At 65.4% G+C, this 14,166-nt stretch carries 12 protein-coding genes; 8 read left to right on the top strand and 4 right to left on the bottom strand.

Features of this window, described 5'->3' with window-relative positions:
- Window positions 1-102: 102 nt before the first annotated feature.
- Both cgtA and proB read left to right on the top strand, forming a co-directional pair.
- Complete coding sequence (gene cgtA, locus DVS29_RS20150; RefSeq protein WP_118182246.1) at window positions 103-1,221, top strand: Obg family GTPase CgtA; 1,119 nt, start codon at window positions 103-105, stop codon at window positions 1,219-1,221.
- 80 nt (window positions 1,222-1,301) lie between these two features.
- On the top strand, window positions 1,302-2,420 hold the full coding sequence (proB, locus tag DVS29_RS20145; protein ID WP_118182245.1) for a glutamate 5-kinase: 1,119 nt from the start codon (window positions 1,302-1,304) through the stop codon (window positions 2,418-2,420).
- 107 nt (window positions 2,421-2,527) lie between these two features.
- Here the strand turns inward: proB and DVS29_RS20140 are convergent, their stop codons facing one another.
- Together DVS29_RS20140 and DVS29_RS20135 are read right to left on the bottom strand one after the other, a co-directional pair.
- Window positions 2,528-3,085 carry a CNP1-like family protein gene (locus DVS29_RS20140; RefSeq protein ID WP_118182292.1) on the bottom strand — a complete coding sequence of 186 codons (558 nt, stop codon included), beginning with the start codon at window positions 3,083-3,085 and terminating at the stop codon, window positions 2,528-2,530.
- A 107-nt stretch (window positions 3,086-3,192) separates the two neighbouring features.
- On the bottom strand, window positions 3,193-3,876 hold the full coding sequence (locus tag DVS29_RS20135; RefSeq protein ID WP_118182244.1) for an RNA pyrophosphohydrolase: 684 nt from the start codon (window positions 3,874-3,876) through the stop codon (window positions 3,193-3,195).
- A gap of 231 nt (window positions 3,877-4,107) precedes the next feature.
- Here DVS29_RS20135 and DVS29_RS20130 point away from each other — a divergent pair, with 231 nt between their 5' ends.
- Window positions 4,108-5,844, top strand: coding sequence for a proline--tRNA ligase (locus tag DVS29_RS20130; protein WP_118182243.1), 1,737 nt, complete (start codon window positions 4,108-4,110; stop codon window positions 5,842-5,844).
- Between the two features lie 11 nt (window positions 5,845-5,855).
- Complete coding sequence (locus DVS29_RS20125) at window positions 5,856-6,455, top strand: MarC family protein (protein WP_118182242.1); 600 nt, start codon at window positions 5,856-5,858, stop codon at window positions 6,453-6,455.
- 134 nt (window positions 6,456-6,589) lie between these two features.
- On the opposite strand, the gene DVS29_RS20120 is transcribed toward DVS29_RS20125, so the two are convergent.
- Window positions 6,590-7,141, bottom strand: coding sequence for a hypoxanthine-guanine phosphoribosyltransferase (locus DVS29_RS20120; protein ID WP_118182241.1), 552 nt, complete (start codon window positions 7,139-7,141; stop codon window positions 6,590-6,592).
- A gap of 116 nt (window positions 7,142-7,257) precedes the next feature.
- A complete protein-coding gene (gene ffh, locus DVS29_RS20115; protein WP_118182240.1) occupies window positions 7,258-8,625 on the bottom strand; it encodes a signal recognition particle protein in 1,368 nt (455 codons plus the stop codon).
- A 79-nt stretch (window positions 8,626-8,704) separates the two neighbouring features.
- On the opposite strand from ffh, the gene DVS29_RS20110 reads away from it, so the two are divergent.
- The 4 genes from DVS29_RS20110 to DVS29_RS20095 all read left to right on the top strand — a co-directional run bounded on the left by DVS29_RS20110 (window position 8,705) and on the right by DVS29_RS20095 (window position 14,100).
- Window positions 8,705-9,640, top strand: a complete 936-nt coding sequence (locus tag DVS29_RS20110; RefSeq protein WP_118182239.1) for a cytochrome C assembly family protein — start codon at window positions 8,705-8,707, stop codon at window positions 9,638-9,640.
- A 5-nt stretch (window positions 9,641-9,645) separates the two neighbouring features.
- Window positions 9,646-9,975, top strand: a complete 330-nt coding sequence (locus tag DVS29_RS20105) for a PP0621 family protein (protein WP_118182238.1) — start codon at window positions 9,646-9,648, stop codon at window positions 9,973-9,975.
- Window positions 9,972-10,574 (top strand): 1,6-anhydro-N-acetylmuramyl-L-alanine amidase AmpD, encoded by a 603-nt coding sequence (gene ampD, locus DVS29_RS20100; protein WP_118182237.1) that lies wholly within the window; start codon window positions 9,972-9,974, stop codon window positions 10,572-10,574. Before DVS29_RS20105 ends, ampD begins: the two co-directional genes overlap by 4 nt.
- Before the next feature lie 493 nt (window positions 10,575-11,067).
- Complete coding sequence (locus DVS29_RS20095) at window positions 11,068-14,100, top strand: ribonucleoside-diphosphate reductase subunit alpha (protein ID WP_118182236.1); 3,033 nt, start codon at window positions 11,068-11,070, stop codon at window positions 14,098-14,100.
- The last annotated feature ends 66 nt before the right edge of the window (window positions 14,101-14,166 follow it).

Raw genomic sequence — 14,166 nt, 5'->3', positions numbered from 1 at the left:
AGCAGGAAATCCCGCCGCGCGCGCCAACCCTGGCCATTCGGATGAATGGCGACGAACGGCGCCGCGCGGCAAAATAGTGATTCGAATGGGACGGAGCAACGCATGAAGTTCATTGACGAAGCGAGGATCGAAGTCATCGCCGGCGACGGGGGCGATGGCAGCGCGTCGATGCGCCGCGAGAAATTCGTCCCGTTCGGCGGCCCCGACGGCGGCGACGGCGGCCGTGGCGGCAGCGTGTATGCGGTGGCCGACCGCAACATCAACACGCTGATCGACTACCGCTACGCGAAGAAGCACCAGGCGCGCAACGGCGAGAACGGCCGCGGCTCGGACTGCTACGGCAAGGGCGGCGACGACATCACGCTGCGTATGCCGGTCGGCACGATCATCTCGGACATGGACACGGGCGAACTGATCGCCGACCTGACCGAACACAACCAGACGGTGCTCGTCGCGAAGGGCGGCGCGGGCGGTCTGGGCAACCTGCATTTCAAGTCCAGCACGAACCGCGCGCCGCGCCAGAAGACCGACGGCAAGCCGGGCGAGCGCCGCATGGTCCGGCTCGAACTGAAGGTGCTGGCCGACGTGGGGCTGCTCGGCATGCCCAACGCGGGCAAGTCGACGTTCATCTCGTCGGTGTCGAACGCGAAGCCGAAGATCGCCGACTATCCGTTCACGACGCTCGCGCCGAATCTCGGCGTCGTTCGTGTGGGTCCCGCGAAGAGCTTCGTGATCGCGGACATCCCCGGTCTGATCGAAGGCGCCGCGGAAGGCGCCGGCCTCGGTCACCAGTTCCTGCGCCATCTGCAGCGCACGGGGCTGCTGCTGCATATCGTCGATCTCGCGCCGTTCGACGAACACGTCGATCCGGTCGCCGAAGCGAAGGCGATCGTCAACGAGCTGCGCAAGTACGACGAACTGCTGTTCGCGAAGCCGCGCTGGCTGGTGCTGAACAAGCTGGACATGGTGCCGGAAGACGAGCGCGCGACCCGCGTTGCCGATTTCCTGAAGCGATTCGAGTGGGACGGTCCGGTGTTCGAGATCTCCGCGCTCACGGGGCAGGGCTGTGAGAACCTGACCTACGCGGTCTACGACTACCTCGTCCAGCATTCGGACGCGCAGCGCGCGGCAGACGAAGAAGATCTCGCCGCCGACGTGCGTTTTCGCGATGAGGTGCCGGGCAGCCCGGAGGCCGGAGAAGCCGGTCCGTCGCAGGAATAGGGCCAGGCACAAGCCTGGCACGAGCGCGGCTCGGCCCGCTGTCACCACACAACCCGCATCACGTTTGGAGAGCGCGCACCATGCGTTCCGTCATCGCAGATTCCAGGCGCCTGGTCGTCAAAGTCGGTTCGAGCCTCGTCACGAACGACGGGCGTGGGCTCGATCATGCCGCGATCGGCCGGTGGGCCGAGCAGATCGCAGCATTACGCAGCGAGGGCAAGGAGGTCGTGCTGGTCAGTTCCGGCGCGATCGCGGAAGGCATGCAGCGACTCGGCTGGACGAAGCGGCCGCGGGAAATCGACGAACTGCAGGCCGCGGCGGCGGTCGGGCAGATGGGGCTCGCGCAGGTCTACGAAAGCCGTTTTTCGGAGCACGGCGTGCAGACCGCGCAGATCCTGCTCACGCATGCCGACCTTGCTGACCGCGAACGTTACCTGAATGCGCGCTCCACGTTGTGGACGCTGCTGCGGCTCGGCGTCGTGCCGATCATCAACGAGAACGACACCGTCGTCACCGACGAAATCAAGTTCGGCGATAACGACACGCTGGGCGCGCTCGTCGCCAACCTGATCGAAGGCGACGCGCTCATCATCCTCACCGACCAGCAGGGCCTCTTCACGGCCGATCCGCGTAAGGACCCGGCGGCGAAACTCGTCGGCGAGGCCGATGCGGGCACACCCGAACTTGAGGCGATGGCGGGCGGCGCGGGCAGCGCGATCGGCCGTGGCGGCATGCTGACGAAAATTCTCGCGGCGAAGCGAGCCGCGCATAGCGGTGCGAACACGGTGATCGCGAGCGGGCGAGAGCCGGACGTGCTGAAGCGGCTCGCCGCTGGCGAAGCGATCGGCACGCAACTGGTGGCGCGTACGGCACGGCTCGCGGCGCGCAAGCAATGGATGACGGACCATCTGCAGGTGCGTGGTCACGTCGTGATCGATAACGGCGCGGTCGAAAAGCTGACGGCGGGCGGCAAGAGTCTGCTATCGATCGGCGTGGTCGAGGTGCGGGGTGCGTTCGCGCGTGGCGAGGTGATCGCGTGCGTGAACACGGATGGCGGCGAGATCGCGCGCGGCATCACGAACTACAGTAGTGCGGAAGCGAAGCTGATCCAGCGCCGGCCGAGCAGCGAGATCGAGTCGGTGCTCGGCTACATGCTCGAGCCCGAGCTGATCCATCGCGACAATCTCGTGCTCGTGTAAGCCGGTGACAGGTGGCGCGGGGGCACACCTGAAGCGCGCCTGAACGACGGAGCATCCGGTGAGCGTGCGCAACACAGCAAACGCACGCGCCGGATGCCCGCCGCAGGTCAGTGGATGAGCATCGACTGGGTGCGGCCCATCTTGATGTTGTCGAGAATCGCCGGCGCCTTCGCAACCGGTATCTTGTTCGCGCAGAAGTAGTCCTGATAGAGCGTGGCCTGATACGCGTTCAGGTTGCCGTTCGCGATGCGGGTCCACTCTGTTGCGACGGTGCGGTCCCAGCCGTTGTGATCCGCATTCAGGCCCGCGTACTGCCGCCACTCGTAGGTATCGCAGCGGATGCCTTCGTAGTTGACGTTGCGCGCGCCGCTCGGGCTCGTCACGACCACGGTGTAGCGCACCACGCCATCGGTGCCCACGGAGAGCGATTTCGAATCGATCGAGAACTGCAGCGGCGTGTTCTGCGAGACCGTGAACGGCAGCAGATTGCCGGCCTGCGGCAGCGGTGGCAGCGTGTCTACCGCGTTCTCTTTCCAGTTGCTGGGTTCGTCGAGCAGGTAGTGGAAGACGCTGGGGTCCTTGTTGGTCGGTTCCGAATTGTGCGCGCAGCCGGCCAGCAGAAAGCCCGCGGCAACGCACGCCGCGACCAGAGCGGTTACTTTCAAATCGATGTCCTCACGAAACAACGCCGCGGCTTTCAGCAAGCCGCGGCGGCACAGGTGGCGCGAAAGCCGCGCCGGTTCAGGAGCATCGGGCCCGTGGGCCCGATGGATCATTCGCGCAGATCCGTCGAGCGGATGACGACGCTTTCGCTTTCCACCGACCCGCAATCGGAGTCGATTGACGTGCGTATCGTCTCTACCGTGACGACGCTGACACCCGCGACAGTCGCGCCGTCCGGGGCTTGCGCCTCAGACTGCACGATGCGCGGATACCGCGGCGCATGTTGATGATGCCCGTTGCCCTGATTGGGGCGCGGGTTGACTCGGCGCAGAAAGCGCGACAACTCGGTCAGCGCCATCTGATACACATCCCGCTTGAACTCGATCACACAGTCGAGCGGCACCCAGTACTCGTTCCAGCGCCACGCATCGAACTCCGGGTGATCGGTTGCGCGAAGGCATATGTCGCAATCGCGTCCGAGCATCCGAAGCAGGAACCAGATCTGCTTCTGGCCGCGGTAATGTCCGCGTACTTCGCGCTTGATGAACTTGTCCGGCACCTCATAACGCAACCAGTCGCGCGTGCGACCGACGATCTTGACGTGCTCTGGAAGCAGGCCGGTTTCCTCGTGCAGTTCCCGGTACATCGCCTGCATGGGGGTCTCACCGTACTTGATGCCCCCTTGCGGAAACTGCCAGGAATGTTCGCGGAGCCGTTTGCCCCAAAACACCTCGTTGTGCGCGTTCAAGAGGATGATGCCGACGTTCGGGCGAAAGCCTTCACGATCCAGCATACAACCACCTTCGAATCCTTTAAAATTGCTTTGATTATAAACAGATAACGGGCCCGACGCACTTGGTCGCACCAGAATGGGTCGATCCCTCGCGGCGGGGCGCCAGCCGGGCTACACTGGCCGGTCCGGCGCGTTCATCGGCGCAGCGCAGCGCCGCACGGAGCCCGCATTCCCCCGTTTTGATCTTTTGGGCGGCTCGTCCCGGGCTGCCGCTTCTGGATAATTTTCTGAATGAAAGCCTCCCGTTTCTTTATCGGTACCCTGAAGGAAGCGCCCGCCGACGCCGAAATCGTCAGCCACAAGCTCATGGTGCGCGCAGGCATGATCCGTCGCATCGCAGGTGGCATCTACAACTACCTGCCGGTCGGCCTGCGTTCCATCCGCAAGGTGGAAGCCATCGTGCGTGAAGAGATGAACCGGGCGGGCGCGATCGAACTGCTGATGCCGTCGGTGCAGCCGGCCGAACTGTGGCAGGAGTCGGGGCGCTGGGTGAAGTACGGTCCCGAGCTGCTGCGCTTCAAGGATCGCAGGCAGAGCGACTTCGTGCTGGGGCCGACGCACGAGGAGGTCGTCACCGACATCGCGCGCAACCAGATCAAGAGCTATCGCCAGATGCCGGTGAACTTCTACCAGGTGCAGACGAAGTTCCGCGACGAGATCCGTCCGCGCTTCGGCGTGATGCGCGGCCGCGAGTTCATCATGAAGGACGCGTACTCGTTCGATAAGGACTTGGACGGTCTGCGCGAAACCTATCGCAAGATGTACGACGCGTACGTGCGCATCTTCACGCGCCTCGGTCTCGAGTTCCGCGCGGTGGCGGCGGACAACGGTTCGATCGGCGGCAGCGGCTCGCACGAATTCCACGTGATCGCCGACACCGGCGAAGACGCGATCGCGTACTGCCCGACGTCGGATTTCGCGGCGAACGTGGAAGCGGCGGAAGCGCTGCCCGTGATCGCCGAACGCGCGGCACCGAAGGAAGAACTCAGGAAGACCTCGACGCCGGGCAAGGCGAAGTGCGAGAGCGTGGCCGAGTACCTGAACATCCCGCTCGAACGCACGATCAAGTCGATCATCCTGGCCACGGAAAACGAAGGCGCCGAACCGACCATCTGGTTGCTGATGCTGCGCGGCGATCACGAGATGAACGAGATCAAGGTCAACAAGCTGCAAGGCCTTGGCGAGTTCCGCTTCGCGACAGAAGACGAGATCGTCGAATGGTTCGGCACGCCGCCGGGCTACCTCGGACCGATCGGCACGAAGAAGCCCATCAAGGTGATCGCGGACCGCACGGTCGCGAACATGAGCGACTTCGTGGTCGGCTCGAACGAAGTCGACTTCCACACTACCGGCGTCAACTGGGGCCGCGATCTGCCGGAGCCGGAAGTGGCGGACATCCGCAACGTGCGCAAGGGCGATGCGTCGCCGGACGGCAAGGGCGTGCTCGACATCTGCCGCGGTATCGAGGTGGGTCACGTGTTCCAGCTCGGCAGCAAGTACTCGGAAGCGATGAACGCGACGTTCCTCGACGAAGCCGGCAAGCCGCAGCCGATGATCATGGGCTGCTACGGCATCGGCATCACGCGTATCCTCGGCGCGGCGATCGAGCAGAACTTCGACGACAAGGGCATCATCTGGCCCGAGTCGATCGCGCCGTTTGAAGTCGTGCTGTGCCCGATGGGCTACGACCGCAGCGAAGCCGTGCGCGAGCAGGCCGACAAACTGTACGAGCAGCTGCTCGCGGCCGGCATCGACGTGATCCTCGACGATCGCGGCGAGCGGCCGGGCGTGATGTTCGCCGACTGGGAGCTGATCGGCGTGCCGCATCGGCTCGTGATCGGCGACCGCGGCCTGAAGGACGGCAAGGTCGAGTACCAGGCCCGCCGCGATACCGAGGCCACGCTGCTGCCGGTGGAGAGTGCGGGCGCCACGGTCATCGAAAAGATCCGCGCGGCGCTCGCGCGCTGAGCGGCCGGACAGTGGAGTACAACTTCCTGTCCGCCACGGTGTTGCTGGTGCTGATCACCGATCCGCTCGGCAACATCCCACTCTTCATCAACTGCCTGCGCGGCGTCGCGCCGCACCGGCGGATCAAGGTGATCCTGCGCGAGGTTGCGATCGCGTTCATGATCCTGCTGGTGTTCATGGTCGCCGGCGACCGCTTCCTGCGGATGATGAGCCTGACCGACCTGTCGCTGCGCATCGGCGGCGGCATCGTGCTGTTCCTGATTGCGCTGCGCATGATCTTCCCGCACCCCGACGGTCCGTTCGGCGGCGATGCGCGCGGCGGCGAGCCGATGATCGTGCCGCTCGCGATCCCCGCGCTCGCCGGGCCGTCCGCGCTCGCGACGGTGATGCTGCTCACGTCGCAGGCGCCGGGCAAGATGTTCGAGTGGATCGGCGCGCTGACTGTCACGATGGTGGTCTGCGCGATCGTGCTGGTGCTCGCGGAACGCATTCAGCAGTGGCTTGGCGAGCGGACGGTGATGGCCTTCGAACGGTTGATGGGGCTCGTGCTCGTCGCGATTTCCGTCGAGATGATGCTGGCGGGCATTCGCGCGTTCGTGCATCAGCTTTGAGGCGGGCCGTGTGCCGCCGCGCTGCACCTGCGCCGCATCGGGCGAATAAAAAAAAGCGACCTTCGAAGGTCGCTTTTTTCGTTCTGGCTGCCATGTCGCAATTCAACGCACTGCAACTAGCGCTCAGCACAACCTCACATCGTTTCGGTCAGCGCGCGGATGGTCGGCAGGTTGCGCCAGTAGCCCTTCGCATCCATTCCGCAGCCGAACACGTACCGGTCCGGCACTGAGAAGCCGCAATAGTCGGGACGCAGCGGCTTCGCCTTCGGAATCTGCTTCTCGCACAGCACCGCGGAGAGAAAGCGTTTCGCGCCCATCGCGAGGATGCGGTCGCGGATCGCGGCCATCGTCTCGCCTTCGTCGAGGATGTCGTCGAGCACCAGCACGACGCGGTCCTTCACCGATTCCGCCGGCGCGACGCGCCATTGCATGTCCGGACCACCCTTCGTCGTGTTGCGGTAACGCGTGAGGTGGATGTAGTCGAACTCGAGCGGGAAATCGAGGTGCGGCAGCAGCATGCCGGTGAACACCGCCGCGCCGCCCATCACCGACAGCACGAGCGGGAAGTCCTCGCTGACGTCGTTGCGGATGGCGGTTGCCATGCGGCCGATCGAGGCGGCGACTTCGCTGGCCGACACGATCTGTTCGGAGTGTTGGAAAACGTGGAGGGCTTCTTCGCGATTCATGACGTCTGGCGGGCGTTGACTGTTTACATATAGAGGGAATAGCGGCACGCGCTACCGCATGATAAACCCGGCATGATAAACCCGCGTCTTCCAGAAGCGGAAGGCGCGGGTTTGCGTCAGCGCATGCCCGGCAGCATGCCCTTCATGCCGCGCATCATCTTGGCCATGTTGCCGCCCTTCAGCTTCTTCATCATCGTGCGCATCTGCTCGTACTGGTTCAGCATCCGGTTCACTTCCTGAACCTGCACGCCCGCGCCCGCGGCAATGCGGCGCTTGCGGGTGGCCTTGATGAGGTCGGGCTTCGCGCGCTCCTGCGGCGTCATCGAATTGATGATGCCTTCCATGCGGCGCATCTGCTTTTCCGCCTGGCCCATGTCGGCGCCGGACGCGGCCTGCTGGAACTGCGCGGGCAGCTTGTCCATCAGCGACGACAGGCCGCCCATGTTCTTCATCTGCGACAGCTGCGCGCGGAAATCGTTGAGGTCGAAGTCGCCGCCTTTCTTCACCTTGTCGGCGAGCTTCTGCGCGGCCTGCACGTCGACGCCGCGCTGCGCTTCCTCGACGAGCGCGAGGATGTCGCCCATGCCGAGGATCCGGTTCGCCATCCGGTCCGGATAGAACACCTCGAGACCGTCGAGCTTTTCCGCGACGCCGACGAACTTGATCGGCTTGCCGGTGACGTGACGCACGGACAGCGCCGCGCCGCCGCGCGAATCGCCGTCGAGCTTGGTGAGCACGACGCCGGTGAGCGGCAGTGCGTCGCTGAACGCCTTCGCGGTGTTGACGGCATCCTGGCCGAGCATCGCATCGACCACGAACAGCGTTTCAGCCGGCTTCAGTTCGGCGTGCAGCGCCGAGATTTCCTGCATCATCGCTTCGTCGATACCGAGACGGCCGGCGGTGTCGACGAGCAGTACGTCGTGATAGTGGCGCTTCGCCCAGTCGACCGCGGCGCGCGCGATCTCGACCGGCTTCTGGTTCGGCTCCGACGGGAAGAAGTCCGCGCCGACCTGCTCGGTCACCGTCTTCAGCTGCGCGATCGCCGCGGGGCGATAGACGTCGCACGAAACGGTCAGCACCTTCTTTTTGTACTTCTCGCGCAGCAGTTTCGCGAGCTTGCCGGTGGTGGTGGTTTTACCCGCGCCCTGCAGGCCCGCCATCAGCACGACCGCGGGCGGCGTGACGGCGAGGTTCAGCTCGGCGGCCTTGCCTTCGTAGTCGCCGCCGATCACCGCGGTGAGTTCGCGCTGCACGACGCCGACCAGCGCCTGACCCGGTGACAGGCTGCCGATCACGTCTTCGCCGAGCGCCTTCTCCTTCACCTTCGAGATGAAGTCGCGCACGACGGGCAGCGCCACGTCCGCTTCGAGCAGCGCGAGGCGGACTTCGCGCAGCATGTCCTGCGTGTTCGCCTCGGTGAGCCGGGCTTCGCCGCGCAGCGTCTTGACGACGCGCGCCATCCGTTGGGTGAGGTTGTCGAGCATGGGGAACGATGAGGAGAACGGCCCTGTGGGCGCCGGGCCTAAGCCGTCGCAAGCCAGGGGCCTGGTGTAAACTTCGAATATGGATATTGTACTGTATGCCCTCACCGCGATCCTGTACGGCGGCCTCGCTGTCGTGGGCTGGCGCGCGCATCGTCAGACGGCGGTGCGGCCGGTGCTCGAGAGCGTGCCGTCGCTGTCGGCCGTAGGGCCCGCCGGCGGTGCGAGCGGCCCGGTGACCGAGGCATCCGGCACGACGGGGCGCGTGCTCCTGTTCGTCGCGCTGCTCGCGCACGGCGCGTTGCTCGACGCCACCATCTTCCCGCAGAACGCGATGGTGTTCGGTTTCGCGTTCGCGCTCTCCGCGATGTTCTGGCTCGGCGCCGGCATCTACTGGATCGAGAGCTTCTTCTTTCCGCTCGACGGCCTGCGCCTGCTCGTGCTGCCGCTCGCGTGCGTCGCGTCGCTGATGCCGCTCGTGTTCGGCGGCGTGCGCGTGCTGTCGTACTCGGCTGCACCGATGTTCAAGCTGCACTTCCTGATCGCGAACGTTGCGTACGGGCTCTTCGCGATCGCGGCGCTGCACGCGGTGCTGATGCTGCTCGTCGAGCGCCGGCTGCACGCGATGCGCGGCGGCGCGGCGCTGCAGCGCGCGGGCGACGCGTCGCGCAACGGCTGGCTCACGGGCTGGCTCGGCACGCTGCCGCCGCTCCTCACGCTCGAAAAACTGCTGTTCCGTCTGATCGGCGCGGGCTTCGTGCTGCTCACGCTGACGCTCGTGTCGGGCATCGTGTTCAGCGAGCAGCTGCAGGACCGCGCGCTGCGGCTCGATCACAAGACGGTGTTCGCGATCCTGTCGTGGGTGATGTTCGGTGCGCTGCTGACGGCCCGCAAGGTCTCGGGCTGGCGTGGCCGCGCGGCGCTGCGCTGGGTGCTCGCGTCGTTCGTCGCGCTGCTGCTCGCGTACGTGGGCAGCCGTTTCGTTCTCGAGGTGCTGCTGCACCGCCCGGTGGTCTGATTCTCATGCGACAGATTTTTCTGCTGATCCTGTTGTTCATCGTCGGCCAGTGGCTCGTGAAGGCGCTGCGTCGCGCGGACGCACGCACGGGCGCCGGCGGTCACGCCGCGTCGCGCAATGGCGGCGCGGATGCGGGCGCGGGCACCGGCAACGGCGCGAACGCGCGCAACCCGCAGCCGCCGCAACTCGCCGAACCGATGATCCGCTGCGCCGAGTGCGGCGTGCACGCGCCGAAGAGCGACTCCGTGATCGTCGCGGGCGAAGCGTTCTGCAGCGCCGATCACGCGCATCGCCACGCGGTGCGCACCGGCACCAATCGCCGCGACGCGCGATGAGCGCGGGTTCCACTTTCCCGGTCGATGCGCGCGGCTGGGTCGAGGGCGCGCGCCACCTGCCGTCGCCGAACTTCGAAGCGCGTCCCGCGGGCGCGATACCCACGCTGATCGTCGTGCACAACATCAGTCTGCCGCCCGGCGAATTCGGCGGCAGCGGCGTCACTGACCTGTTCCTCAATCGTCTCGACTGCGACGCGCATCCGTACTACGACACGCATCTGCGCGGCGTGCGGGTGTCGGCGCACTTCGTGATCCATCGCGACGGCGCGCTCGAGCAGTTCGTCTCGTGCGACGAGCGCGCATGGCATGCGGGCCTGTCGAACTTCTTCGGCCGCGAGCGCTGCAACGACTTCTCGATCGGCATCGAACTCGAAGGCAGCGACGCCACGACGTTCGAAGCGGCGCAATACCGGACGCTCGCATCGCTCGTCGTCGCGTTGCGCGCGCGCTATCCGATCGACGCGGTAGCGGGTCACTCGGACATCGCGCCCGGCCGCAAGACCGATCCCGGTCCGCACTTCGAGTGGCCGCGTCTGCAACGCGACACCCAGCTCGCCGATCAGTATTTCCCCTATCTCTACCCGCAACACGCACGCTGACCCGTCGCGTTCGCGAGCACGTCAGTAGCGCGCGGAGCCAGGCTGGGCCTTGCTTTCCGGCAGGTCCGATCATTGGCTTGGTATGTGAAAAGTCAACCCGCCCCGCCTAAATAAATTAATTTGAGATGCCGGCGAACTCCACTATACTTGGTGCCAAGCAACGGGTTTCACACTAGATATTGTGTTGTACAGGCGGCGCCCCGCTCCATGAGTCTGGCGCCGCGTGCTTTCCAGACGCCGAAAAATCAATGAGTTGCGAGGCCTGCGGAAGTCATCCGAAGGTCACTCGCAAAAGCAGCATCCGGGGAAAAGGACACAAGCAAGTGATCGCGACACATCTGATCGAGACCAACGTCATCGACCCATCGCAGTCGCATCCGGCCATCCCGCCTCGCTTGTCCTCTCCCTGCACCAGATCGCTAGCGCCCGGGGTTGCGCAGCGTATGTACTAACCGCGGATTCTCCGCACATTCCAGGACCAGGAGCTTTGCACATGCAAACGACCGATAACGTGACGCCCCGTTTCGAGGGCTCACTCGCTGGCCACTCGTTCGGTGGTCAGGCCCAGGGCGCGCAGGCGCTCGCGCCGCAGGCGACTTTCGCGGATTACAAGGTGATCCGTCGCAACGGAAGTGTGGTGTCGTTTGAACCGTCGAAGGTCGCGATCGCGATGACCAAGGCGTTCCTCGCAGTGAACGGCGGGCAGGGCGCCGCGTCGGCGCGCGTGCGCGAGCTGGTGGAGCAGCTCACGCAGAGCGTCGTGCGCGCGCTGCTGCGCAGCCGTCCGAACGGCGGCACGTTCCATATCGAAGACATTCAGGATCAGGTCGAACTCGCGCTGATGCGCGGCGGCGAGCACAACGTCGCGCGTGCGTACGTGCTGTATCGCGAGAAGCGCAACCAGGAGCGCGGCCACGGCGAGGAAGGCCAGGCCGCGGCGCCGGGCCTCAACGTGACGGACAACGGCATCACGCGTCCGCTCGACCTGAACGCGCTGCGCGCGCTGATCGAATCCGCGTGCGACAACCTGGGCGACGCGGTCAGCGCTGCGCCGATCGTCGCGGAGACGGTGAAGAACCTGTACGACGGCGTGCCGATGAGCCAGGTCTACGACTCGGCCATTCTCGCAGCCCGCACGATGATCGAGAAGGACCCGGCGTACAGCCAGGCCACCGCGCGCATCCTGCTGCACACCATCCGCCGCGAAATCCTCGAAGAGGAAGTCACGCAGGCGCAGATGTCGGAGCGCTATGCCGAATACTTCCCGCTCTTCATCAAGCGCGGCGTCGAAGCGGAACTGCTCGACGACAAGCTGCTGCAGTTCGACCTGAAGCGTCTCGGCGCCGCGCTCGACGCGGACCGCGACCTGCAGTTCGGCTACCTCGGTCTGCAGACGCTGTACGACCGCTACTTCCTGCACGTCGACGGCACCCGCATCGAAATGCCCCAGGCATTCTTTATGCGTGTCGCGATGGGCCTCTCGCTGAACGAGATCGACCGCGAAACGCGCGCGATCGAGTTCTACCAGGTGCTGTCGAGCTTCGACTTCATGTCGTCCACGCCCACGCTGTTCAACTCGGGCACGCGCCGCTCGCAGCTGTCGTCGTGCTACCTCACCACGGTGGACGACGACCTCGACGGCATCTACGAAGCGCTGAAGGAAAACGCGCTGCTGTCGAAATTCGCCGGCGGTCTCGGCAACGACTGGACCCGCGTGCGCGCGCTCGGCTCGCACATCAAGGGCACCAACGGCAAGTCGCAGGGCGTGGTGCCGTTCCTGAAGGTTGTGAACGACACGGCCGTCGCGGTGAACCAGGGCGGCAAGCGCAAGGGCGCGGTCTGCGCGTACCTGGAATCGTGGCACCTCGACATCGAGGAATTCCTCGAGCTGCGCAAGAACACCGGTGACGACCGTCGCCGCACGCACGACATGAACACGGCGAACTGGATTCCCGACCTGTTCATGAAGCGCGTGATGGAAGGCGGCGACTGGACGCTGTTCTCGCCGTCCACCTGCCCGGACCTGCACGACAAGTTCGGCGCAGAGTTCGAGAAGGCTTACACGGCTTACGAAGACAAGGCCGCGCGCGGCGAGCTGAAGCTGTTCAAGAAGATCCCGGCGGCGCAGCTGTGGCGCAAGATGCTCGGCATGCTGTTCGAAACGGGCCATCCGTGGATCACGTTCAAGGATCCGTGCAATGTGCGCTCGCCGCAGCAGCACGTCGGCGTCGTGCACTCGTCGAACCTGTGCACGGAAATCACGCTGAACACCAGCGACACCGAAATCGCCGTCTGCAACCTGGGCTCGGTGAACCTCGTCGCGCACATGTCGAAGCAGGCCGACGGCTCGTTCGTGCTCGACCACGACAAGCTGAAGCGCACCATCAGCGTCGCGATGCGGATGCTCGACAACGTGATCGACATCAACTACTACGCGGTGCCGAAGGCGCGTAACTCGAACCTGAAGCACCGTCCGGTCGGCATGGGCATCATGGGCTTCCAGGACTGCCTGCACCTGCTGCGCACGCCGTACGCGTCGCAGGAAGCGGTCCAGTTCGCCGATACGTCGATGGAAGCGGTCTGCTACTACGCGTACTACGCGTCGACGGAGCTCGCGGAAGAACGCGGCCGCTACTCGAGCTACCGCGGCTCGCTGTGGGATCGCGGCATCCTCCCGCAGGACACGCTGCAGCTGCTCGCCGATGCGCGCGGCGGCTACGTTGAGGTGGATTCGAGCGCGTCGATGGACTGGACGTCGCTGCGTTCCCGCATCGCAACGTACGGCATGCGCAACTCCAACTGCATCGCGATCGCGCCGACGGCCACGATCTCGAACATCATCGGCGTGTCGGCGTGCATCGAGCCGACCTTCCAGAACCTGTACGTGAAGTCGAACCTGTCGGGCGAGTTCACGGTGGTCAACGACTTCCTTGTGCGCGACCTGAAGGCGCGCGGCCTGTGGGACGAGGTGATGGTCGCCGACCTGAAGTACTTCGACGGCACGCTGTCGCGCATCGACCGGATCCCGGCCGACCTCCGCGCGATCTACGCGACCGCGTTCGAGGTTGACGCCACGTGGCTGGTCGAAGCGGCGTCGCGCCGTCAGAAGTGGATCGACCAGGCGCAGTCGCTCAACATCTACATGGCGGGCGCGTCGGGCAAGAAGCTCGACGAGGTTTACAAGCTCGCATGGCTGCGCGGCCTGAAGACCACGTACTACCTGCGCACGATGGCGGCGACGCACGTCGAGAAGTCGACCGTTGCGCACGGCGCGCTGAACGCGGTGCCGTCGAATGATGGCGGTTCGTCGGGTGGCGCAGCGGGTGGTGGAGCAGGCGCGGGCGGTTTCGGCGCGAGCGGCGGTGCGTCGTCGGGTGGCCTGAATGCGGCCGCGGTGGCGGCGCCTGCGGTTGCTGCGGCACCCGCGGTATCGGCCACGATCGAGACGGCGCCGGAAGCGGATGGTCCGGTGTGCATGATGCGTCCGGGCGATCCTGGCTTCGACGAGTGCGAGGCCTGCCAGTAAGTCGTAGCAGGACGCGGCACGCAACGTGCGACCCGCACAGCGTGCCGCGCGGTGTACTGCACGAGT

The sequence above is a fragment of the Paraburkholderia phosphatilytica genome, from assembly GCF_003443895.1.
GTDB classification, from domain to species: domain Bacteria; phylum Pseudomonadota; class Gammaproteobacteria; order Burkholderiales; family Burkholderiaceae; genus Paraburkholderia; species Paraburkholderia phosphatilytica.
This window is presented reverse-complemented; position numbering and strand designations above follow the sequence as displayed.